Here is a 21,423-nt window from a genome sequence, read left to right on the forward strand (position 1 = left end):
AAAAATTGAGAGTGTTGTATATAAGTGTTCATGGATGGCTTATCAAACCATCTGTAATTGTTATGAGGTTTTATGAAAACTTTTAGACACTACATTTGTCAGACATTTATATATGTTTTTATTGGAATATTAATTCCTGGCAAGACAATGAATATTGCATTTGCGAGTGGACAAAATTTTCCGAACACTTCTAGTGATAACGACAAAATAAATTTTGAGCATAAAACCTCTCAAGCTGACTTAAGCAATCCTGATAATGTTCAGATAGAAGCACCTACAATTAATCAAGAAAATAATCAAGAAAATAATCAAGAAAATTTACCAGTGACATCAGTTAATCAACTTACTGATGTCCAACCGACAGATTGGGCATTTCAAGCTTTACAATCTTTAATCGAGCGCTATGGATGTCTTTCTGGATATCCTGATAATAGCTTTAGAGGCAATCGTAGCTTAAATCGCTATGAATTTGCTGCCGCTTTTAATGCGTGTTTAGATACTGTAAATAAGATGATTCAAACTGCGAGAGAACAGTATGCAACCCAGGAAGAATTAGAAATTGTCAAACGATTGCAAGGAGAATTTGCCCAGGAATTAGCCGAGCTAAATCCCAAATTACAGCCGATCGCAGATAACTTAAGTAGACTGGAAAAACGACCGGCTTTTTCCACCACCAGTCAACTTTTAGGAAAAGTGATATTTGCAGTTAGTAATGTTGATGGTAATGATATTAATGGGAATGTTGTTTTTAGTCATCGCACCGAATTAAATATTGATAGTAGCTTTACCGGAAAAGATAAATTACGGATGCGTTTATTAGCAAGAAATAGCACTAGATTTGGTCGAGTTGCTGATACTGACATGGCAAACTTATCATTCGCTGGAGACAGTAGAAATGATGTGGAAATTAGTCAATTTAGCTATCAATTTCGACCGATGAAAAAATTAGAGGTGTTTATTTCCACAGAAGGAGGAAGTTTGACCTCGTTTACCAATAGTCTCAACTCACCAATTGGCAGCAGTGCTATTGGACACATTAGTAATTTTAGCGATAAATCGGCAATTTATGAATTGGGTGGTGGAGTTGGTGCGGGAATTGAATATCGATTTAGCGATCGCGTCGGTTTATCTTTAGGATATATGGCAGGGGATAAACCCAATAATCCCCAACAAGGAATCACTGGAGGAGAATATGGTGCGATCGCGCAGTTAACTTTAAGACCGATTGATAAACTTAGTTTGGGTTTGACCTATATTCGTGCCTACAATAATCTAGATACAGGGAAAGGTAGCGAGTTTGCAAATGACCCTTTTGATGGTGCTGCCAATACTGCAAATGCCTATGGAATACAAACATCTTACCGCTTCGATCAACGAACAACATTATCGGGTTGGGTTGGGTTAATTGACGCAGAGGCACAGTCTTCGGAAAATAAAGGAGATAAGGCAAAAATTCTCACTTGGGCGGCAACTTTAGCGTTAAATGATATTGGTGGTGAGGGGAATTTATTGGGTTTAATTATTGGTCAACCCCCAAAGGTAATTGAAACTGATGTTGATGGTAGAAAAGACCCAAATACAGCCTTACATTTTGAGGCTTTTTATCGTTACCATATCAACGATAATATGTATATTACTCCCGGATTTTATGTTATTATTAATCCTGAACATAATGCCAATAATGATGCAATTTATGTGGGGACAATTCGCAAAACTTTTCTATTCTGATTCCTCAGATTTATCCTCTAGCCAATATTTTAGTGAAAGCTTTGCGGGGTCATCCAACTCCGCAAACGTTTCACCCCAAAGGTAAACGTACTTTTTTCTGCCCGTAGACGCTTTGTAAGATCATCATCGGATTTAGTTCCGAATTTCTAGCAATAGGAATGCCTAACGTGGCAAGAGCGAAAGATACGGGAAACTCCGAGGACGAATAAAACCGTCACTGGTTCAATGATGTTGGAAGCCCCAACCTTAGCGAAGTAGGTTGGGGTACTTCACCGCATTTGTTTTGCGGCACAAAATGAACATACACCCCAACGTTGCAGTTCACCTGGGGGGGTGGGACATTGACATTGAGGGCAGAGGGAGAGATCATGGGATCGCGCTTTCACAATTTCTGCCCATTTATCGTAAGCTTCATTAATATCTTTTGCTACGAATATCTGAGAACGAGATCTTTTCAGCTTTTCCCCTACGTAACTTGGATGTTCACTTGGTAAAGCAATGGTGATATTTTCCTTCGGTAGTGATGATTTGTACCAGTTAGCCGTGGAAAAATGAATATCTGTTAAGGGTATTGCTAATCTTTGGTTTAATTTTTCTAGCAGCCGCTGCCGTTCAAATGTTAAATTCTGTGACATAGCTGCGCTAGAAGTTGCCACCTGTAAGACATCACGCTGAATCCACACAGGTTTGGTGTGCTTGGCAAGCGTTTTTCCCACCACTTCATGCCAACATTTCAACACTCGTTGTAGTGGTGGTTCTTGCCATCTCTCTTGAATTTCTAAGATACCTAAAATATTATGAATAGACTTCAATGACATTTTGCTCAAAAAGTACCAAAACTTTATCTTGGTTGTGTGTTATCTCCATGATAATTTCCATATCTAAATTCGCACGAATATATTTTGCTTTATTCCATCCAATCTAGGTTTAATTGAAGGTAGACAAATATGATTCAAAAATCCCTGACATATTCGGGTATGCAATCTTCTAAAACTCCTAGCATCAAACCCCCACTAGCAGCAGCATTGGCAAGTTTGGAGGTGCAACTTGACCAAGAGTTAGCTCGCTATCGACGTACAAGGGGTATAGTCAAGACAGCAAGTCAAAGTGCAGCTAGTTCAACAGCAGGTTCCACACAATCAGCGATCGCGTTTTCATCTGCGAGTGCAACTGAGTTGCCAGTTGAACCAAAACATCAAGAAACACCTGCATCTCAACTAAATACTCTCATATCCCCTGTTGTTGCTGATCCGATTCCCGAAACTAAGCCGGAAATACCTGTGACTGCCAACTCTACAACTATTGTGCCGACAACTATAAAAGCCCAACCACAGGATAATTCTGGGGAGTCGAAAAAAAGCGCTACTGAACCTGATGATTATTTGGAATCTTCAGAAGCTTTATTACGAAGCTTGACTGAAGAACAACCCAAAGCCGAGAAAAAACAAAATACAAGTATCTTTTTATCTCCTTTGGGTATCGGCTCAATGTTGGTACTCTTAGCAAGTGCTTTACTATTAGCCTTTGTTATTGCAAATCCTAAGCTATTTAAGTTTGCTCAGGGAAGCTTGGGTACTGGTGAAAATATGGAAACTAATGGTAGTAATCAAACTGTTTCCGAACCCACATTAACACCCATACCTAGATACCCGAATCTTGCCAGCGAGGATTTTCCCGAAGTCAAAAATCCCAATGATGTTGTGGGATTAAAACCAAAACCAGAACCGACAGCAGTTGTGGAAACAAATCCAGTTAACCCAGCGGTTCCCCCTCAACCACTCCAAGTAGTTCCAGCTAACCCTGAACCACTGCCAGCGGTGATTCCTACCCCAACCACTGCCCCCCCAGTTGCCCAATCGGATGTTGATATCCAACCTGGTGCTGATGGGTTATATCATGTGGTGATTGATAATAGTGGTGACCGCGCTTTTGCTCAAGCCCGTAAAGCAATTAGTGATGCATATCTATCACCAGATGGCAAATTAATTCATTTAGGTGCTGTCACAACTAAGGAAAGAGCCAAGCAGTTAGTGGCAGAATTGAAAGGGAAGGGAATTGAAGCTCGGATTCGTTAATAGGTGAAGACGTAGCACCGCTACGTCTCTACAAAGATTTCGGGCAAATTTCTCACTCCGCCCCTTTAGCACAATTTTATAAATTTTTATAATATAAATATGGGATTTTTAGACAGATTCAACCGTGTAGTTCGTGCCAATGTCAACAGTTGGGTGACAAAAACCGAAGATCCAGAGAAAATTTTGGAACAAGCGGTGTCGGAAATGCAAGAGCAGTTAATCCAACTTCGGCAAGCGGTGGCAGGTGCGATCGCATCTTTAAAGCGTACCGAAAGACAGGCGGAAACATCCAATGCCAACGCCGAAGAATGGTATCGTCGCGCTCAACTTGCCATCCAACAAACTAACGAACCCCTAGCCCGTGAAGCCCTAGTTAAACGTAAATCTTACCAAGATACTGCTACTGCCCTGTTTCAACAACTGCAACAGCAAAATACCGTAGTTGGTAAGCTTAAACAAGATATGCGATCGCTAGAACTAAAGATATCCGAACTCAAAAGCAAAAGGGATATGTATATTGCCCGTATCCGTTCTGCCGAAGCTTCGGTACGTCTCCAAGAAATTTTAGGGGATGTCTCAGGAGTTACGAGTACCGGGGTGTTTGAACGGGTCGAAGATAAACTGTTACAATTAGAATCACAAAATGAGGTGCTATCTCTCAATAGTGAAGACAATTTACAAAAGCAATTTACAGCTTTAGAAGCAAATCAGGAAGTCGATAGCGAACTAGCGGCAATGAAACAGCAACTCAGTACCCCCAAATCTCAGCTACCAGAATCAACTAACAATTCGCAACCTTAAGGGATGGTCAATTATCCTGCATTGCGCTTATCTTAGAAAGATATAGAGAAGTAATACCGATTTTTGCTGGAAATATTACAGTGAAATAGGTAGTTATTAAATAGTAAAGAAACAAACCGCACAGCTAGGGCGTAAATCTCAAAGGGAAAAGTTATGGGTTTATTTGACAGAATCAAACGAGTCGTCGGTGCTAACCTTAACGATCTGGTCAGCAAAGCTGAAGACCCAGAAAAAATGCTCGAACAGGCTATCCTGGAAATGCAGGAAGACTTGGTACAGTTGCGTCAAGGTGTCGCCCAGGCTATTGCCGCTCAAAAGCGCACAGACAAGCAATATAACGACGCACAAAACGAAATCAATAAATGGCAACGTAACGCCCAATTGGCACTGCAAAAAGGCGACGAGAACTTAGCCCGTCAAGCTTTGGAGCGGAAAAAAACATACGCCGACTCAAGTGGTTCTCTCAAAGCTAGCTTGGATCAACAAACAACTCAAGTTGAAACCCTCAAACGCAGTCTACAGCAACTAGAAAGTAAGCTTTCGGAAGCCAAAACCAAAAAGGATATGCTCAAAGCGCGGATTACCGCAGCCAAGGCACAAGAACAACTCCAAGGTATGGTTGGTAGTATGAATACTTCCTCGGCTATGGCTGCTTTTGAGCGGATGGAAGAGAAAGTCATGCTCCAAGAATCTCGCGCCCAAGCCAGTGCTGAAATGGCTGGACAGGATTTGGAAAGCCAGTTTGCTAAGTTGGAATCGGGTAGCGATGTTGATGATGAATTGGAAGCATTGAAAATGCAAATGTTGGGAGGAACTCCAGCAAATCAAGCGGCACTTCCCTCTCAAACTGCGGCAACATCAACCCCAGCAGCAACATCCACTCCCACCGAAAAAGAACCAGTGGATTCTGAGTTGGAAGCACTGCGGAAGCAAATTGACCAAATGTAAGATTTTGGAAATAGCATCACAAAGACAGGGAATTTTCTCTGTCTTTTTGTTGATGAATTTAAGAAAATCAGAACTTACACATTGACACGAAATACAAAATATGAATATTTGAAAAAACACATTTGCCGTAGGGGTTTAGCAATGCTAAACCCCTACAGTTTTGCAGCTTGGGTGGAGGCTTTGCGTAACCCAACATCAATAAGGTGATTTCTAGGAATGATTTTACCAATTAGAAGGGCAAACGGTTGTTTGCCCCTACCATGTCATGAAAATTATGTGGTAATTTTTATTCTGGAAATCACCTAAGTAGTAGGTAGATTATCAGGATCGATACCGAGCGATCGCAAATGCTGCGCTAACTGTTCTCCACGTTGCCTTTCCTGTTGAACTTGTTCTTCTGAAGTTAAATACCGCTTACCATGTTCGTCATACCAAGCTAAAATCTCCTGTTGGATACCACCAAATACAGTATTGCAACGTCCAATACCCAAACCTACTTCTGGCATCCAATAGGGTTCACCGATTTGCTGTTGATAATTTTCTCCAATTAACTTATACACTTCAAACGGTTGTTGTTGGTCACGTCGCCAAAATTCGGGATTATAAATCACATAGTAAAGTACGCCAAGCTTCCGATAAATTTCTAACTTCTCGTCATATTCACCCCCTGGTGTATGGGATACCATTTCCAGGGTTAGTTTCGGAACAACTTGATTTTCTTCCCAAATTGCGTAACTTTTGCGGGATTTTCCACCTTTTTTACGTTCCACCCCTAAACTCAAAAAGCCATCTGGAACTACAGGGACTTTGGGACTCACTCCTGTGGTGTGATAAACTCCCATATCTACACCAAAAAACCAATCCATGCGATTAGCCCAGATGGAGTTAAGGAGAAATAGCAGTAAATTGGGTAAAAAATTCTGGTCTTGGCTTCGCCCCGCCCTTCGGTCTACATTATCCACTGGCGTATCATCGGAACAAGGCAGTTCGTCGGTAGTAGGTAAAGTAATTTTTAGCTGGTCTGACAGCATAAATGCGTCGGGGATGGTGCTTATTGCCCTAATTATAATTGGTTAATCATTGTGTTTACCCAATTCCCCGGTCATTTTGAGATAAAGTATTGTTGTGTAATGCTTTTATTTCTGATACTTGATGGAGATTAAGATGAGTACGGGTGTAACAGTTATTAATGATACTGAGTTTGAAACTGAAGTTTTAAAATCCCAGCAGCCCGTATTAGTTTACTTCTGGGCTGCTTGGTGTGGACCTTGTAAATTGATGGCACCAACGGTAAATACTGCCGCAAATGCATATGGCGATCGCTTAAAAATTGTCAAAATGGAAGTTGATCCCAACCCCATCACTGTTAAACAATATCAAATCGAAGGTGTACCAGCTTTTCGGTTGGTCAAAGATGGTCAACTTTTAGCTGCAACTGAAGGGGCAATTGGGAAAGAGAAGCTACTCAGTTTTATAGATACCTATTTAAATTAGCTGTTCTAGCTCCCCGGCTTTTTGAAAAGTCGCGGAGCTAAATACCAATAATATTGAAAAATTTTTAATTTCTCCAAACATGCAATTTGCCACACGCTTACAACCTCTGGAAACTAACGTTTTCGCAGACATGGATACTGCCAAAAGTCAAGCGTTGGCAGCCGGAAAACAAATAATTGATTTATCTTTGGGTTCCTCCGATTTGGCTGCCCAACCTCACGTCATTGATGCGATCGCACAATCTCTCTATGACCCTAGCACCCATGGTTATTTGCTGTTTGGCAGAACTCAAGATTTCCGCAAAGCTGCGGCTACTTGGTATGAGCAGAGGTTTGGTGTTTCTGTCAACCCCGAAACTGAAGTTTTACCTTTGATTGGTTCCCAAGAAGGAACCGCACATTTCCCCCTTGCAGTCCTCAATCCGGGAGATTATGCTCTGCTGTTAGATCCTGGGTATCCTTCCCACGCTGGGGGGGTTTATTTGGCATCAGGAAAAATATATCCCATGCCGTTACTGGCAGAAAACAACTTTTTACCAGTTTTTGCCGATATTCCCGCCGATATTTTGGCAAAATCACGGTTGATGGTATTGAGTTATCCCCATAATCCCACCAGTGCGATCGCGCCTTTGGATTTCTTCCAGTCTGCCGTGAGTTTTTGTCGGCAACACGATATTATTCTGGTTCATGATTTCCCCTATGTTGATTTGGTTTTTCCCGACAACGGGGAAACATCAAAAACCTCCCTAGCACCCTCCATCTTCCAAGCAGACCGCGAAAAAGCCATTTCTATTGAGTTTTTTACCCTGTCTAAATCCTACAATATGGGCGGTTTCCGCATCGGTTACGCTATCGGCAATGCTGAGTTAATTCGCGCACTTCGTCAAGTTAAAGCTGCCGTGGATTTTAACCAATATCAAGGGATTTTGAATGGTGCGATCGCAGCTATGACTGGTTCCCAAATAGGTGTAGATTTAGCTGTAGACACCTTCAAACAACGTCGTGATACCTTCATCAAAGAAATGCATAGTATCGGCTGGCAAGTCCCTATACCCCAAGCCACTATGTATATTTGGGCTAAATTACCCGAACCTTGGAACAATAAGTCAGTAGAATTCTGTATGAATTTAGTAGCAAAAACAGGTGTTGCGGCTTCTCCCGGTGCTGGTTTTGGTAAATCCGGAGAAGGTTATGTGCGTTTTGCCTTAGTTCATCAACCAGATATTTTGAAAACAGCCGTTGCCAGAATTGGCGAATTTTTAGCTGAGTTGTATTCTATCTAAACGAGAAGGATTATTACATATCAACCGCCAATGTAAAATAGTTGTGGTGTGGCTATCTTGCCCCATCTTATAAACCCAAAAATTCAAACTATTGAATGTTCAAAGACTTCATTAAGTCTTCACTATAAATTAACAATAAATTTATTCCTGTCATCACGATTTTTTCACATTCAGGTTAAACTACAGTGAAATACTGAATAGAAACTGTGAAATATATCACTCTTATATAATGACACTAGCGAAAAGTCAGATTAGTTTGTATGTCGTAATTTGGGTGGCTGTGACTACCGTACTAACTTCTCCTGTACAGGCAGCTTCATTAAAGGATGCCGAATTTCCCAGTAGCAGCAAAGAATTAAAAGTTAAAAATATCTCTTTATTCACACCACAACCAGAAATAGTCTCTAGTAAAAATACGTACACGAACTATTTTGATAGCGATCAGTTTGCTTATAAATTGCAAATGCCAGTAACTAAATTTTCACATACTATCGCTCAACTAGAAGAAGCAGCTAAAATTACTGAAGATGTTGTTGATGGAAAAATTATCTACACATACCAAGGTAATAATAAAACTACTATTAAAACGACTAGTCAATCTCCAAACACAACTCAATATTTATCTAACCGTTGGCAAGTACCAAAAGCTTCACCTCGCAGACGTGTACCTGAGTCGTCATCAATTATTGGTTTGTTGATATTTATAGGTTTTGTGGTCAATAAACAAGTCAAAATTAAATAATTATCCAATTTTCTCTTGTGGAACAACCATCTGTGCCTGTCTTTTCCGGCAAGACTTCGGCGTGAGCGCTCACGCCGAAGTCTTGCCCGCTTTAGATATACAAATTAGGCGCTTAACAGCTTAGGGGGTTTAAGAGGATGTTTGAAAAGTCCTCTTGTGAGTAGCGAAACGTTTTAGATCCCCCTAAATCCCCCTTTTTAAGGCGGACTTTGAGAAGCATTTGTCCCCTTTTTAATCTCTTAATCTGTGTGACGATTTGAATGGGATTTGCTGCAAAGTGTCGGAATCTGCAAATTTTCGATGTGAATATCAATAATGATTTCGGCAAAATGGGAAATGAAAATAATACATTTTAGCTGATGACAAGTTGGCATTCTAGAGATAAATATTAATTTTCATATCACACCTATTCTCATATCATTTATCTGTTGATATATCAATCGTATAATCACGGCTTTCTCAAAATAATTATCAGCCGAATATATTATTTATCTAAGGGACTTCCAGGAAGTAAAATATCCTGTGGTTTGGGTAGCGTTCGATGGTTCCTGAGCCTGTCGGAACGAAGTGTACCGGAGGTAAGGACTGAGCGCTCACGCCGAAGTCTTGCCGGAAAAGATTACAGGGATACCTCTTGTACAATACGAAATTGGATAATTATTTAATCGGAAGTCCCTAGTAATGTTTTCTTGACTATTGTCAAATTTTCCGTAAACATGGCATTACTAATTTTGACAAAGTAGGCTACTTTTAGAATTACAGTCTTAGGGAGTTGCTGAGTCTAGGGAATGGAAATTTTAATTTTATGCCTTATCTTCTTTACCAAGGGTGGAGTCGTTAAATTGGTTAGTTAAAATAAAATGGATATACAAACGGTAAATATGTAGGTTAATATGATGAAAATCATGCTCTTTGCCTAATTATGAATCTTAAGATAATATTGAGAAAAAGTCATAAACCATACTGAGACTATTAACCAAAATCCCGGATAATATTGGCAATTGTGCGAATTTTACCGACTTTCAGCAATATTTATTTGCTTTGAAATAAAAAAATGGGTAGAGATGACAGCGCAGTTAATTAATCGAGAACAAACATTTGAGTTACATTCAAGTCAACGCATTCTACTGGTTGAAGATAATGACATTAACCGAATGTTGTTGAGTGACTACTTAAGCTTTTTTAAGTATCATGTCGAGAGTTTGACTAGTGGTCATAATTTCTTTACAAAAATTGAAATTTTTAAACCAGATTTAATATTGCTTGATTTGAAATTACCAGGTATCGATGGTTATTCGCTGTTGACAGAAGTTAAACAACATCCAAAATACTTAAAAATTCCAATTATTATTGTTTCTGCCTTTGCATTTGCAGCAGATAAAGAGCGGGCAATGAAGTTAGGTGCTCGTCGGTATTTTGTTAAACCAGTTAATCTCAGCGAGTTACTTTTGGTAATTGGTGAAGAGTTGACTTGCTGTCAAATTTAGGATTAATTATTTGTAAGTTATTTGGTTTTCTAACTACATAAGAATATCGAGATCGTAGTTATATTTAAGTATCTTGATTTTTGAATTTGGTTTTATTGAGAATCTTGGTTACTGATAAATTCTTCAACGCTCTGACTTAGATGTTGAACCGAGGTACCAATTTGATAAATTTTATTTTGAACCTGTGCTAATAAAAGGACTGCTGTTTGCAATTCATCAAGAGTTTCACTCATTGCATTTTTGTATTGTGCTTCAAATTCTTGAAAATTAGTCATTGTTTTAAACCCTGCTTATGTTAGTTATTTTGTTTATATACAAATCATAAGCAATTCCCATATTCAGATAAATCCGTTAATGTGCTTAATATTGAATATTTGGAGTAATTTCCGAAAAATTGACCAATTGTCAGGTGTTACTGCCATGAATTACAAAGAAATTGCAAACAATAGGATGTTATTTACCAAGTAAGCAATAACTTTGGGTGGATATTAAGGAGTTTTGTGACTTAGTGTTCAAGTAACTTGGAAAATTCAAAAACACCAATTTCTATTCACACAAGCTTCTATTAGTTAATTTCATAAACATGAAGATGGTATGTGTCTGCAAATATCTAAATATACAGTTCGATGTTTAAAGGTAAATTATCTCTTTTAGCTTCAGTCGTAAAAGAACAAAATATAATTAATAATTCTCGATAAATTAGGCTAAAAGTTTGACTGCATATAGGTTCTAAGTAGATGTAGTGTGGAGAATATCGCTGTGAACAATTGAGTGGGGTTATCTCCACCAAAAATTAGGGTGGCAGCAGGTTTAAATGTAGTGATTTTACCTAAAATAAAAAGGGGTACCAAAGAAGATACCAAAAAAGTTTTAACCTGGTAGAAGTTGAACGATGACAATATCTGCTACAATAGTACCGCTAGTTAGGGATCCGGAACGCTTAGAAACTCGTCTAGCTGAAATTCCCCCAGAACCGGGTGTTTATTTCATGCGGGATGAAAGCGATCGCATAATGTATATAGGCAAGTCACGCAAATTGCGATCGCGTGTTCGTTCTTATTTCCGTGATTCGCAGCGCTTGACTGAGCGGATTGCCACGATGGTAAAACAAGTAACAGATATTGAGTTCATCGTTACTGATACTGAATCGGAAGCTTTAGCGCTGGAAGCCAATCTCATCAAGCAGCACCAACCACATTTCAATGTTCTTCTCAAAGATGATAAAAAGTATCCATATATAATTGTTACCTGGTCTGAGGAATATCCGCGAATTTTTATTACTCGCAAACGGAAACTGGGTAAGGAAAAAGATAAATTTTATGGTCCCTATACTGATTCTCGGTTACTTAGGGAGGTTTTACATATCTGTAAGCAGATTTTTCCTCTCCGTCAACGTCCCCAACCTCTATTTAAGGATCGTCCCTGTTTAAATTACGATTTGGGTAAGTGTCCAGGAGTCTGTCAAAAATTGGTTTCACCTGAAGAGTACCGGAAAATTGTTCAAAAGGTGGCAATGGTATTTCAAGGTAGAGGACAGGAATTGATTGATATTCTGACTGTGACGATGGAGAAGCAAGCTGAGGAACTGAATTTTGAATCAGCAGCAAGAATCCGTGATCAAATTAATGGGTTGAAGTCTCTCACGGCAGGTCAAAAAGTTTCCTTACCAGATGATACTGTGTCGCGGGATGCGATCGCGTTATCCCAAGATGATAACCACGCCTGTATTCAACTATTCCAAATTCGTGCAGGACAATTGGTAGGACGTTTGGGTTATGTTGCCAATGCAGATAGTGAACCTGGAGCAATTTTACAACGGGTTTTGGAAGAACATTACCAAACTGCCGATGATGTGGAAATTCCCCTAGAAATTATTGTTCAGCATGAGTTACCTGATAGCGAGATTTTAGCGGCAGCTTTGAGTCAACGCAAAGGACGTAAGGTAAATATTCTGGCACCACAGCGTCAAGTTAAGGCAGAATTAATTGAGATGGTGGAGCGTAATGCCGAACACGAATTACGCAGGATGCAGAAATTAGGAGACAGAAATCACGAAGCAATGCTTGATTTAGCGGCTATTTTGGATTTAGCAGAACCTCCCCACCGCATCGAAGGTTATGATATTTCCCACATCCAAGGTTCCAACGCGGTTGCATCCCAGGTAGTCTTTATTGATGGTTTAGCGGCAAAACAACACTACCGTCGCTACAAAATCAAAAATCCCGCCGTTACCATCGGACATTCAGACGACTTTGCCAGTATGGCAGAAGTGATTCAACGACGCTTTCGCAAATTTGCCGAACAACCCCAACTAAAACGTCAGGGAAACCCAGATTTCCCTGACTTGGTAATGATTGATGGAGGGAAAGGACAACTTTCCGCAGTGGTGGCAGTTCTTCAGGAAATGGATTTAATCAAAGATGTACGTGTTGTGAGTTTGGCAAAAAAACGGGAAGAAATCTTCCTTCCTGGAGAATCATTCCCCCTAGAAACCGAATCAGAACAACCAGGAGTGCAACTATTACGAAGATTACGGGATGAAGCACATAGATTTGCTGTGACTTTCCACCGTCAACAGCGTAGTGAACAGCTTAAGCGATCGCGTTTAGACGAAATCCCCGGTTTAGGACACCATCGTCAAAAACAACTCCTCGCACATTTCCGCTCAGTTGATTATATCCGTCAAGCAACACCCTCGCAACTCGCAGAAGTTCCCGGTATCGGTTCCCACATTGCTCAGGAAATTTATGATTATTTTCACGCGGGAATGGGATAATCAGTTAACAGTTATCAGTTAGAACGGAAGAAAGTCGAGGCTTTATTAATTTACTTGCGCTTTAAGTAGCGGGTTGATAGAGAGCGAAAGGAAAACTGTTTCCTGTTCCCTATTCCCTGTTCCCTGATTAAATCTATTCCATCGCAAACTTCACCGACACAACAGCAGTAATATCCTTTTCAATCGATGAAGTATCATAAATACCGGAATTACTCACTTCTGTGGAGTTGCGGGAAGTAATTTGAAATACCCCAGTTTGAGCGCTTTGTACTGACCCTATCTTACTTCCAGTACTCTTAGCTATAGCTTCAGCCCTTTCTTTTGCATCCTTTGTTGCCTCTGCCACCATCTCTATTCGCAGCTTTGCTAATTGTGTATATAGATACTCTGGAGGTTCAGAAACTAAAGGAATTCCCTCATTTATTAATTCTGTGGATTGCTGAGATAATTTAGAAATGCGATCGACATCATTAGAACGAATTTCAAACCGTTGATTCAACCTGTAAGCCAAGGTATTACCAGTTTCCCGACCATTAATTACCTCCGGAACTGTAGAAGTATCAATGGAACTCAACTTTACAACATCATTGGGAACCTTTTTATCTTGGAGATACTTCTGTACCCTTTCTGTACGGGTTTTTAGTTCTTGGTATGCTGCTTGGGGTGTTGGTTGTTGGCTAGATATAGATACCCGCCAAATGATATAATCCGAACTAATCGGTCGTTTTGCAGAACCTGTGACACTAAGTGCATCAGTTGGTGGTTTTAATTTGCGAATTGCACTAGCACCGATAAAGGAACTAATTACTAACGCAACCGACAAAACAGCCATTCCCGCAAAAAATTGAGGGAAGCGAGGGGATGAGGGAGAGTCTTGCATAGATTATATCTGTTTAATACAGGGTAAATGGCGAAATTTGCCTAAACATAGATTTATTTGAGATTTTGAAGTCAAGATACAACCCTAATTCACCGATTCCACAAGGTGGAATACTAACTACCTCTTGCTTTGACTCAATTTCTGATTTGTCGAATCCAAGTTGATAAAGTTTATCGATTCTTTAAAAATAGCTGCTAACTTGTGGTTTGTTCGGGTGACTTTATTTCTTTACTAGTGCTATCCTTCTTACTTTTTCTCAAAGGATTTATTTAGCGATGATGGTCTGTGACCGACTAAAGATCATCGCTTCCTTTTTTTTCCAGAATCTTAAGTTGAAATTAACTTGCCAAAGTTGCCTTGTGCAATTAAGGAATAGTACGCAGACTGAAATGGTGCAACAACGCGATCGCACTTACTTAGCAAATGACTTCTTATACTAAGTTGCTATCAGAGGTAGTAGTATCTATCTGTCATTGCGTAGACGCGGAGCGACTTTACTCCTACGGAGAAGCAAGCTACGTAGATACCAATCTCATCATCCTGAAACTACCACTACAGAAATCAACTTGGTATTACATGTTTTTTTGACTAAAAAGATAAATTTTACTCGTAAAGAGTCACAGAGTTTTAGGGATGAACTTATGCTTTTTCCAGAGAAAGAAAACCATACTTATCAGAGTCCTAATTATAGATTTTTGTATAAAGGAAAATTGTTAAATTATAAATTTTATAGACCAGGTAGCTTTAATTGTATTAGGAATAATCAATCTCTAGAAAATTTAACAGTATCTTCAATAAAAACAAAAGATACTTCTAAGTATGAGCAAAGATCTCTATGCTTAATTATTGGAGTTTTAGCATTGTTAAGTATTGGTATGTGCATACAAGCAGACTCCTTCGCTCAAAGTTTACGGGAGGTGGCTAGAACTTCAATTAAACAAGCAATTCGGATGAAATAATCAAGAATTTGAACGGTGTGTAAATTCTCATTACATCGCAACTATAATACCTTTGAATAAGGATAAATAATCATGTATCCAAGAGAAAAAATCAATCCATTCCTCACTGCAACTTTTAAAACTAGTGCCATACTTTTGAAAGGAGCGGTTGCCACCATCGTATTTAGTTTCACGTTAGAGTTAATTGCGACTTCCCAAGCTTCTGCTAATCCTGCAACATATTTTCAAAGTTGTACCGATGAGAAGATACTGGGAGGAGGCAATACAGGAGCAGTACTAGCTGCTAACTGTAGAGCTTTCGGTATTACTATACCAGCCGAAATTGATTTAGAAGGGATAAATAATAATAACGGCAACTTAGCGTATAGTAGCCTAGCAGACGGTTATAAAAGTACATTTTTAGAAACCTGCTCGCAAGCTAGAATTGTCCGAGGTGTTTTATATGCTCTATGTGATGATGGGCAAGGAAACAACAAACTTTCTAAACTAAGGTTGGAAAATATTGATAATAATTTAGGATTTTTATTACGTAGGAATTCTAATTATTGTTGCACTCCTCAAACATCCGCAGCTACAACTGATATTGCTGATATAGATGTAAATAATTTACGACGTTTGCCTCCTCTTCCTAGGGATGCAAATCAAGAATTGATTGAGCAAGAAATTTTACGTAGGGAACTAGAAACAGAACGCATACGCGATGAACTCTAAGAGAGTGTTTATAAAATAATTTTTTAAGTAGGGTGTCTGACACTTCGATTAATTTGAAACGAAAAATAAGGCTTTTGGTGTCACGCAGCAACCTTCCCATTGTCACAATCGCGTAAATCCTGTCATATAGAACCCTGCATCTTGCACAACGGTAATAAAGCGGGAGGAACATCCACACCGCTTTTTACCTCCCCCGACAACAATTTTATTTTTTATTTATAAACACTCTCGAATTTTCCTCAACATAATTGAAGCATCAGCGAGTAATTAATCATGAAAAATATCTCTAATCTGCTATTGCAAAAAAGATTCATACTACGTTTAGGGGCAATAATAACCACTAGTTTGACAACTCTTTCTTCGCCAGCAGTAATACTTGCCTCAGAAGTTTCCGAAAAAACAGTTTTTTCTCAAAAAAGCACTACTATTAATTCCGATTCTACTTTTAAAATAGCTCAACAACCACCGAGAGATCCCAGTCTTGACTCCAATGATCAAAATCCGCCTATTGAAGTCATTCAGACAACATTACTTGATAGTTTAGATGACTATATAAGGGCAGTCTCTTCTATTAGAAATAGTCAAACTGAATTAGTTAATTTAAATATACCTGGAAGTTCAACTAATCCCCCACAAATACGAAGAACTCGTAACCAAGCAGACAATGTTTATTTTACAGTCCAGGTCGAATTTGAAGGTAATAATATTGGATTTGTATTCAGGCGTAGAGACCTATATTTGCAGGGTTACATTAACAGTAGGAACTCAACTTATTATTACTTTAGGGAAGCGACTGTTACAAGTGTTAGACAAGCGAACAGCCAAACTCAACTATCAGCGACAGAAAACTATAATAGTTTGTTAGGAGGAGAATTTTCTCGCGCTGATTTTAACTTAGATGAACTGAGACAGAGTTTCCGAAATCTAGTAAACAATAACCCTTCTCGCAATTCTCAAAGCATAAATACTGCACTTGTACGCTTTGCCGTAGCCATCTCCGAAGCTGTACGTTTTAATGAAGTTGGTAGGAATGTGGCTCGTTTATTTAGGAATCCAAGCGCAAGAATCAATTTTGAAGAGACTCATGATACGGTGTTGAGCAATTGGTCAAGATACTCAAATATCGCTTTGAATGCTACTAATTCAGAGACATCAGAGTTTTATGAAATTCGTCTTGGTGTTGCATTATTTATTAACATTAGTAAATAGTAGTCCTTACGCAACTAGCACATTTTTTCTCGTAGGGTGTGTGATATCGTGTTAGGCTGAATACTTTTAATTAAGTCAGCGAGGGGAAAGAGAATTTTCCAATTTATGCATCCATTCTTAATATATTCACAAATGCGATCGCATTCTAGATCAAAGGGTCGATTTAGCTGAAGTCGCCACTACATAAATGTTGTTAGACAATTTACAAAATGCTTAAGTTGAGTTTAACTTGCTAAATTTGCCTGGTGTCAGAAAAGGAAAATAAGCAAACTAGAGCATGTAACAACTAGAAGAAAAACAATCATGAAGAAAGCAGTTTTAGTTGGCTCTATATTCGCGGCTCAAATAATATTTGCACCAGCTTTTGCTATTCCATCAGGAAGCTACATTCAGACTTGCAAAGGTATTCAAGAATCAACATATTCTGAAGGTAGCCGAAAGATTGATAGGTTGTCAGCAAGTTGTCAAGATTTGCAGGGTAGATGGGTAAATACACACCTAGACAATTATCGTCTCTGTAACCCAGGTATAATTGTTAACAATAATGGTAATTTGCAATGTAGAAAATATGTAACAAGGTAAAACTAATCATAGAGCTTGTATGGCGATCGCCCCCTTACGACCTATCTCAAAAAAGGCGATCGCATTCTAAGTAAATGTGTCAAATCAGCGATCACCCTTTCGGTAATAGGGTTGATATGAGCGATCGCACTCCTGCTCAAACCTACCTTACACCTTCCATCGCCCCTAAAGCCAACAAAGCTGATCGCTGGGCTGTTGTTAACCCAGTCACCCCCCTGATATTCATCCCTTCATACAGCCGATCAACCTTCAGATTTTTTATGCACTCAGCTGTTTCCACATCCCAAAACTTAATTCCCTCATCTTGACTAGTATGAACCAAGATATTACCAACAGAATTAAAGCAAACAGAACATACTCCACTACCATGAGTATGCAACACTTTGAAACAGGTAAAGTTACTGGTATCCCATAAGCGAATTGTTTGATCAGAACTGGCGGATGCTAAGGTGGAACCATCAGGACTAAAACTGACTGACCATACAGTAGAAGTATGTCCTTGCAACACTTTTACACAAGCAAAGTTACTGGTATCCCATAATCTGATTGAGTGATCAACACTACCACTAGCGAGCATTTTACCATCTGGACTAAAACTCAATGACCAGACTCCGTTAGTGTGACCAGATAAAGTTGTTATGGATTTACCTTCAGAGACATCCCACAGCTTAATCAAGTAATCATCACTACCTGTAGCTAAAATATCACCATCTGGACTGAAGCTAACTGACCAGATTGGCTCTGTGTGAGCAACTAAAGTTTTGATACATTTATGCTCGTGAATATCCCACAATTTCACGCTCTTGTCTCTACTTGCACTAGCTAAGGTTCGACCATCTGGACTAAAGCTAATTGATGTGACTCCACCGCTATGACCATACAAGTTTGTAATACAATCACCAGAAATAACATCCCACAGTTTAATGCTTTTGTCGTCACTGCTACTGGCTATGGTTCGACCATCTGGACTAAAGCTAACTGACCATACCCAATCTACGTGACCTTGTAAAACTTTAGTACAGTACCCAGATGCGACATCCCATAGCCTAACCAAACCATCACTACTACCTGTTGCTAATACATAATCAATCCCTTCCAAAAATGCTGTGCATACAGGGTTAATACTGACCGAAAGCACTCCACTGGAATGACCTTGTAAATTTCTCAGACATACACCTGTATTTACATCCCAGATACGCACACTGGAATCTTTGCTAGCGCTTACTAAGTTTTGACCATCTAAACTAAAAATGATTGAGTACACTTCACTTGTATGTCCCTGGAAAATTTTGATGCAGGTACCTAGCTCTACATTCCACAATCTCACACTATAGTCATAACTAGCTGTAGCTACAGTTTGACCATCTGGACTAAAGCAAAGTGACCATACTTCATTTTTATGACCATTAAATGTTTTGATACAAGTACCTTTACTCACATCCCATAATTTGACAGAGCGATCGCTACTAGCACTGGCGAGAATTTTGCTATCTGGACTAAACTGAACCGAGCATACCCTAGTGTCGTGACCTGCCAAAGTTTTTATACAGATGCTTTTACTGATGTCCCACAAGCGAATGTCACCATCTTGACTACTGCTTGCCAGGATAGAACCATTTGGACTAAACCTAACTGAACATACTGAACTAGTATGACCATGCAATATTTTGACACATTCACCTAAGTAGATATCCCACAAGCGAATTGAAGTGTCTAGGCTAGCACTTGCGATAGTTTGACCGTCGGGACTAAAGCTGACAGACCAAACAATACCCGTGTGTTGATCTAAAGTTTTTAAACAATCTCCTGTTTGTGTATCCGATAATTGAATTAATCCGTCATGACCACCACTTGCCAGGGTTTGCCCATCAGGACTAAAGGCAACTGTCCAAACTACACCTTTATGCCCTTTAAATGTCAGGAGGTTTTTTCCATCTGCTATTTGCCACAGATGAATTTGCCCATCGTGATCGCCTGTAGCTAATAGTTTACCGTCTGGACTTAGAGCAAGTGAATAAACGCCCTTCAAGCTTTTAGCAAATACAGAGTTATCAAAGGCAGTATTTTGGAAATTAACTCCTACTAAACTTAAACCCTGTAAGTCAGCTTGCCGAATGCTCAAATTCGAGAAGTCATACCCCTGTAAATTTACTCGCAAATGGGCTAACAAGTTGAGGACATTACCCCCTGCATATCCTGCTAGTATTCCAGTTTGATGTCTTTGCTGCTCCAATACATCCTGCAATAAAATTACCAGTTGTTGTTGGCTGCCTATCTTTAATAACAATTGCTCAAATAGGGGTTGGATAATTAATTGCTTTTGTGTTTCTCGGATGTAGTCTTTTGCTGTTGCTTTGATTAAAGCATGGGTTTGGAATAAGCGTAAAGGAACAGACTTTTGCTCTACAAGTTCTTGACAAACTTGTTGCACTAATTGCTGTGTTGTATATTCCATCACCACTGGTTGGAGAAAGAAATGCTCACCGCTTTTTTCAATTAATGAGCGTTGTAATAAAGATTTGATTACTTGCGGTAATTGACGTTTGGAAGCAGGTGTCAGCACGTCGTTTGTTAAATCAGCAATGGATACTGGTTCTCGATTAATTGCCAGCCAGTACATTACTTCCGCTTCTGCTGCTGACAAACGCTGAAACTGACATTTTAAGAGGTTGCGGATATCCTCGAAGATGAGTGCGCCTTGTTCTGCATACTCTAAAACAGAGGCGATTCTACCATTGAAAAGTTCTTGGGTTCCGGCTGCTACCATTTTTAATGCGAGGGGATTACCTGAATAATGATTAACGAGTAACTGCCATTCTTGTTCTGTACCCGTGAATTCCCCTTTTTGCAGAAATAATTGTTGCCCTTCGGTAGGATTTAATCCTTTTAATGGTAGAGATTTTACTCCTGTTCTGTCTCCTTCTAACGGGATCATTTCTCTGGGTTTTTCTCTAGAAGTAATCAAAATACAGCTTTGATGGGTTACTTCTCCCACACGTTTGAGTAATTGCCCATATCCTTCGTAACCAGGGCGATATTGCCCAGCTTGATTTCCACTAGTTAAAATTGTTTCAAAGTTATCTAAAATCAGCAGACATCGATTTAATTGCAAGCATTCCATCAACTTTGAGAGTTTACCGTCAAGGTTTTCGGGGATCACTATCTCTTTTCGCAGTGACCACAGTAAAAATTGCAGGATGCTGGTTAAATTATCTTCCACTGGTGGTGCATTTTGCAGACTTCGCCATACAACTACCTCAAATTCGCTTTGAATCTGTTGTCCTAATTTAACTGCTAATGTGCTTTTACCAATACCACCAATTCCTAGTAATCCGACTAAACGACACCTTTGTTCTAATGTCCACTGTCGTAGATGTAACAGTTCTTCGCTGCGACCATAAAATACAGATACGTCCGGTGCTTCTTGCCAGTCATACTGAGGATTTGCACGTCGGATTTCCAAGTCATCAGGGGGACTGGGTTGGGTGTAATCCCTTTTACACAATTCTAAGCCAAAGGCAGCAAAGGCAGATTGCAACGAACTTCTATCTACAGGTTCGGTGCGTCCCTGTATTTTAGATATAGTATGCAGTGCTAGCTGAGTGCGATCGCTTAATTCTTCTAAGGTAAAATTGGCTTGTGTGTTTTCTGCTAATTCGGCTGTAACTTTTGCAGATTGGAACTTATCCCAGCCTTGAAGGGTGAGTATTACGCCCCGATTGCGTCGAGTTTTTTCCTGTTTCATTCGC

At 39.5% G+C, this 21,423-nt stretch carries 18 protein-coding genes; 13 read left to right on the plus strand and 5 right to left on the minus strand.

The window, feature by feature from the left end:
* The first annotated feature begins 147 nt into the window (after window positions 1-147).
* Window positions 148-1,728: an iron uptake porin gene (locus CAL6303_RS10280; RefSeq protein WP_158333141.1), complete on the plus strand. Its 1,581-nt coding sequence runs from the start codon at window positions 148-150 to the stop codon at window positions 1,726-1,728.
* Window positions 1,729-1,997: 269 nt separating this feature from the next.
* On the opposite strand, the gene CAL6303_RS10285 is transcribed toward CAL6303_RS10280, so the two are convergent.
* Complete coding sequence (locus CAL6303_RS10285; RefSeq protein WP_015197788.1) at window positions 1,998-2,546, minus strand: DUF721 domain-containing protein; 549 nt, start codon at window positions 2,544-2,546, stop codon at window positions 1,998-2,000.
* 129 nt (window positions 2,547-2,675) lie between these two features.
* Here CAL6303_RS10285 and CAL6303_RS10290 point away from each other — a divergent pair, with 129 nt between their 5' ends.
* The 3 genes from CAL6303_RS10290 to CAL6303_RS10300 all read left to right on the plus strand — a co-directional run bounded on the left by CAL6303_RS10290 (window position 2,676) and on the right by CAL6303_RS10300 (window position 5,552).
* A complete protein-coding gene (locus tag CAL6303_RS10290; protein ID WP_015197789.1) occupies window positions 2,676-3,803 on the plus strand; it encodes an SPOR domain-containing protein in 1,128 nt (375 codons plus the stop codon).
* Between the two features lie 99 nt (window positions 3,804-3,902).
* Window positions 3,903-4,604 (plus strand): PspA/IM30 family protein, encoded by a 702-nt coding sequence (locus tag CAL6303_RS10295; protein WP_015197790.1) that lies wholly within the window; start codon window positions 3,903-3,905, stop codon window positions 4,602-4,604.
* Between the two features lie 153 nt (window positions 4,605-4,757).
* Complete coding sequence (locus CAL6303_RS10300) at window positions 4,758-5,552, plus strand: PspA/IM30 family protein (protein WP_015197791.1); 795 nt, start codon at window positions 4,758-4,760, stop codon at window positions 5,550-5,552.
* 302 nt (window positions 5,553-5,854) lie between these two features.
* On the opposite strand, the gene CAL6303_RS10305 is transcribed toward CAL6303_RS10300, so the two are convergent.
* Complete coding sequence (locus CAL6303_RS10305; RefSeq protein ID WP_015197792.1) at window positions 5,855-6,583, minus strand: Uma2 family endonuclease; 729 nt, start codon at window positions 6,581-6,583, stop codon at window positions 5,855-5,857.
* 133 nt (window positions 6,584-6,716) lie between these two features.
* On the opposite strand from CAL6303_RS10305, the gene CAL6303_RS10310 reads away from it, so the two are divergent.
* The 4 genes from CAL6303_RS10310 to CAL6303_RS10325 all read left to right on the plus strand — a co-directional run bounded on the left by CAL6303_RS10310 (window position 6,717) and on the right by CAL6303_RS10325 (window position 10,557).
* Entirely contained in the window at window positions 6,717-7,046 is a 330-nt protein-coding gene (locus CAL6303_RS10310; protein ID WP_015197793.1) for a thioredoxin family protein, read from the plus strand.
* A 79-nt stretch (window positions 7,047-7,125) separates the two neighbouring features.
* A complete protein-coding gene (locus CAL6303_RS10315; RefSeq protein ID WP_015197794.1) occupies window positions 7,126-8,328 on the plus strand; it encodes an LL-diaminopimelate aminotransferase in 1,203 nt (400 codons plus the stop codon).
* Window positions 8,329-8,557: 229 nt separating this feature from the next.
* Window positions 8,558-9,070, plus strand: coding sequence for a PEP-CTERM sorting domain-containing protein (locus CAL6303_RS10320; RefSeq protein ID WP_015197795.1), 513 nt, complete (start codon window positions 8,558-8,560; stop codon window positions 9,068-9,070).
* A 1,064-nt stretch (window positions 9,071-10,134) separates the two neighbouring features.
* Window positions 10,135-10,557 carry a response regulator gene (locus CAL6303_RS10325; RefSeq protein WP_015197796.1) on the plus strand — a complete coding sequence of 141 codons (423 nt, stop codon included), beginning with the start codon at window positions 10,135-10,137 and terminating at the stop codon, window positions 10,555-10,557.
* Window positions 10,558-10,649: 92 nt separating this feature from the next.
* Here CAL6303_RS10325 and CAL6303_RS10330 read toward each other — a convergent pair whose 3' ends face one another.
* Complete coding sequence (locus CAL6303_RS10330) at window positions 10,650-10,832, minus strand: hypothetical protein (RefSeq protein ID WP_015197797.1); 183 nt, start codon at window positions 10,830-10,832, stop codon at window positions 10,650-10,652.
* Between the two features lie 617 nt (window positions 10,833-11,449).
* On the opposite strand from CAL6303_RS10330, the gene uvrC reads away from it, so the two are divergent.
* Entirely contained in the window at window positions 11,450-13,333 is a 1,884-nt protein-coding gene (gene uvrC / locus CAL6303_RS10335) for an excinuclease ABC subunit UvrC (protein WP_015197798.1), read from the plus strand.
* Between the two features lie 133 nt (window positions 13,334-13,466).
* Here uvrC and CAL6303_RS10340 read toward each other — a convergent pair whose 3' ends face one another.
* Window positions 13,467-14,213 carry an SIMPL domain-containing protein gene (locus tag CAL6303_RS10340; protein ID WP_015197799.1) on the minus strand — a complete coding sequence of 249 codons (747 nt, stop codon included), beginning with the start codon at window positions 14,211-14,213 and terminating at the stop codon, window positions 13,467-13,469.
* Window positions 14,214-14,854: 641 nt separating this feature from the next.
* Here CAL6303_RS10340 and CAL6303_RS30280 point away from each other — a divergent pair.
* From CAL6303_RS30280 to CAL6303_RS10360, 4 genes are all read left to right on the plus strand, one after another.
* The gene (locus CAL6303_RS30280; protein WP_015197800.1) at window positions 14,855-15,172 is read left to right on the plus strand and encodes a hypothetical protein; all 318 of its coding nucleotides are present in this window, start codon (window positions 14,855-14,857) and stop codon (window positions 15,170-15,172) included.
* 72 nt (window positions 15,173-15,244) lie between these two features.
* Window positions 15,245-15,883, plus strand: a complete 639-nt coding sequence (locus tag CAL6303_RS10350) for a CVNH domain-containing protein (RefSeq protein WP_015197801.1) — start codon at window positions 15,245-15,247, stop codon at window positions 15,881-15,883.
* Between the two features lie 273 nt (window positions 15,884-16,156).
* The gene (locus CAL6303_RS10355) at window positions 16,157-17,092 is read left to right on the plus strand and encodes a ribosome-inactivating protein (RefSeq protein WP_015197802.1); all 936 of its coding nucleotides are present in this window, start codon (window positions 16,157-16,159) and stop codon (window positions 17,090-17,092) included.
* 303 nt (window positions 17,093-17,395) lie between these two features.
* A complete protein-coding gene (locus CAL6303_RS10360; protein ID WP_015197803.1) occupies window positions 17,396-17,674 on the plus strand; it encodes a hypothetical protein in 279 nt (92 codons plus the stop codon).
* Between the two features lie 142 nt (window positions 17,675-17,816).
* Here CAL6303_RS10360 and CAL6303_RS10365 read toward each other — a convergent pair whose 3' ends face one another.
* Window positions 17,817-21,419, minus strand: coding sequence for a WD40 repeat domain-containing protein (locus CAL6303_RS10365; protein WP_015197804.1), 3,603 nt, complete (start codon window positions 21,417-21,419; stop codon window positions 17,817-17,819).
* Window positions 21,420-21,423: the final 4 nt, after the last annotated feature.

It is taken from the genome of Calothrix sp. PCC 6303 (assembly GCF_000317435.1).
Classification (GTDB): Bacteria; Cyanobacteriota; Cyanobacteriia; order Cyanobacteriales; family Nostocaceae; genus PCC-6303.

Bases quoted from the DNA above. Each gene is read 5' to 3' on its own strand.
- CAL6303_RS10280 (WP_158333141.1), top strand. From the start codon at position 148: ATGAATATTGCATTTGCGAGTGGACAAAATTTTCCGAACACTTCTAGT.
- CAL6303_RS10285 (WP_015197788.1), bottom strand. From the start codon at position 2,546: ATGTCATTGAAGTCTATTCATAATATTTTAGGTATCTTAGAAATTCAA.
- CAL6303_RS10290 (WP_015197789.1), top strand. From the start codon at position 2,676: ATGATTCAAAAATCCCTGACATATTCGGGTATGCAATCTTCTAAAACT.
- CAL6303_RS10295 (WP_015197790.1), top strand. From the start codon at position 3,903: ATGGGATTTTTAGACAGATTCAACCGTGTAGTTCGTGCCAATGTCAAC.
- CAL6303_RS10300 (WP_015197791.1), top strand. From the start codon at position 4,758: ATGGGTTTATTTGACAGAATCAAACGAGTCGTCGGTGCTAACCTTAAC.
- CAL6303_RS10305 (WP_015197792.1), bottom strand. From the start codon at position 6,583: ATGCTGTCAGACCAGCTAAAAATTACTTTACCTACTACCGACGAACTG.
- CAL6303_RS10310 (WP_015197793.1), top strand. From the start codon at position 6,717: ATGAGTACGGGTGTAACAGTTATTAATGATACTGAGTTTGAAACTGAA.
- CAL6303_RS10315 (WP_015197794.1), top strand. From the start codon at position 7,126: ATGCAATTTGCCACACGCTTACAACCTCTGGAAACTAACGTTTTCGCA.
- CAL6303_RS10320 (WP_015197795.1), top strand. From the start codon at position 8,558: ATGACACTAGCGAAAAGTCAGATTAGTTTGTATGTCGTAATTTGGGTG.
- CAL6303_RS10325 (WP_015197796.1), top strand. From the start codon at position 10,135: ATGACAGCGCAGTTAATTAATCGAGAACAAACATTTGAGTTACATTCA.
- CAL6303_RS10330 (WP_015197797.1), bottom strand. From the start codon at position 10,832: ATGACTAATTTTCAAGAATTTGAAGCACAATACAAAAATGCAATGAGT.
- uvrC (WP_015197798.1), top strand. From the start codon at position 11,450: ATGACAATATCTGCTACAATAGTACCGCTAGTTAGGGATCCGGAACGC.
- CAL6303_RS10340 (WP_015197799.1), bottom strand. From the start codon at position 14,213: ATGCAAGACTCTCCCTCATCCCCTCGCTTCCCTCAATTTTTTGCGGGA.
- CAL6303_RS30280 (WP_015197800.1), top strand. From the start codon at position 14,855: ATGCTTTTTCCAGAGAAAGAAAACCATACTTATCAGAGTCCTAATTAT.
- CAL6303_RS10350 (WP_015197801.1), top strand. From the start codon at position 15,245: ATGTATCCAAGAGAAAAAATCAATCCATTCCTCACTGCAACTTTTAAA.
- CAL6303_RS10355 (WP_015197802.1), top strand. From the start codon at position 16,157: ATGAAAAATATCTCTAATCTGCTATTGCAAAAAAGATTCATACTACGT.
- CAL6303_RS10360 (WP_015197803.1), top strand. From the start codon at position 17,396: ATGAAGAAAGCAGTTTTAGTTGGCTCTATATTCGCGGCTCAAATAATA.
- CAL6303_RS10365 (WP_015197804.1), bottom strand. From the start codon at position 21,419: ATGAAACAGGAAAAAACTCGACGCAATCGGGGCGTAATACTCACCCTT.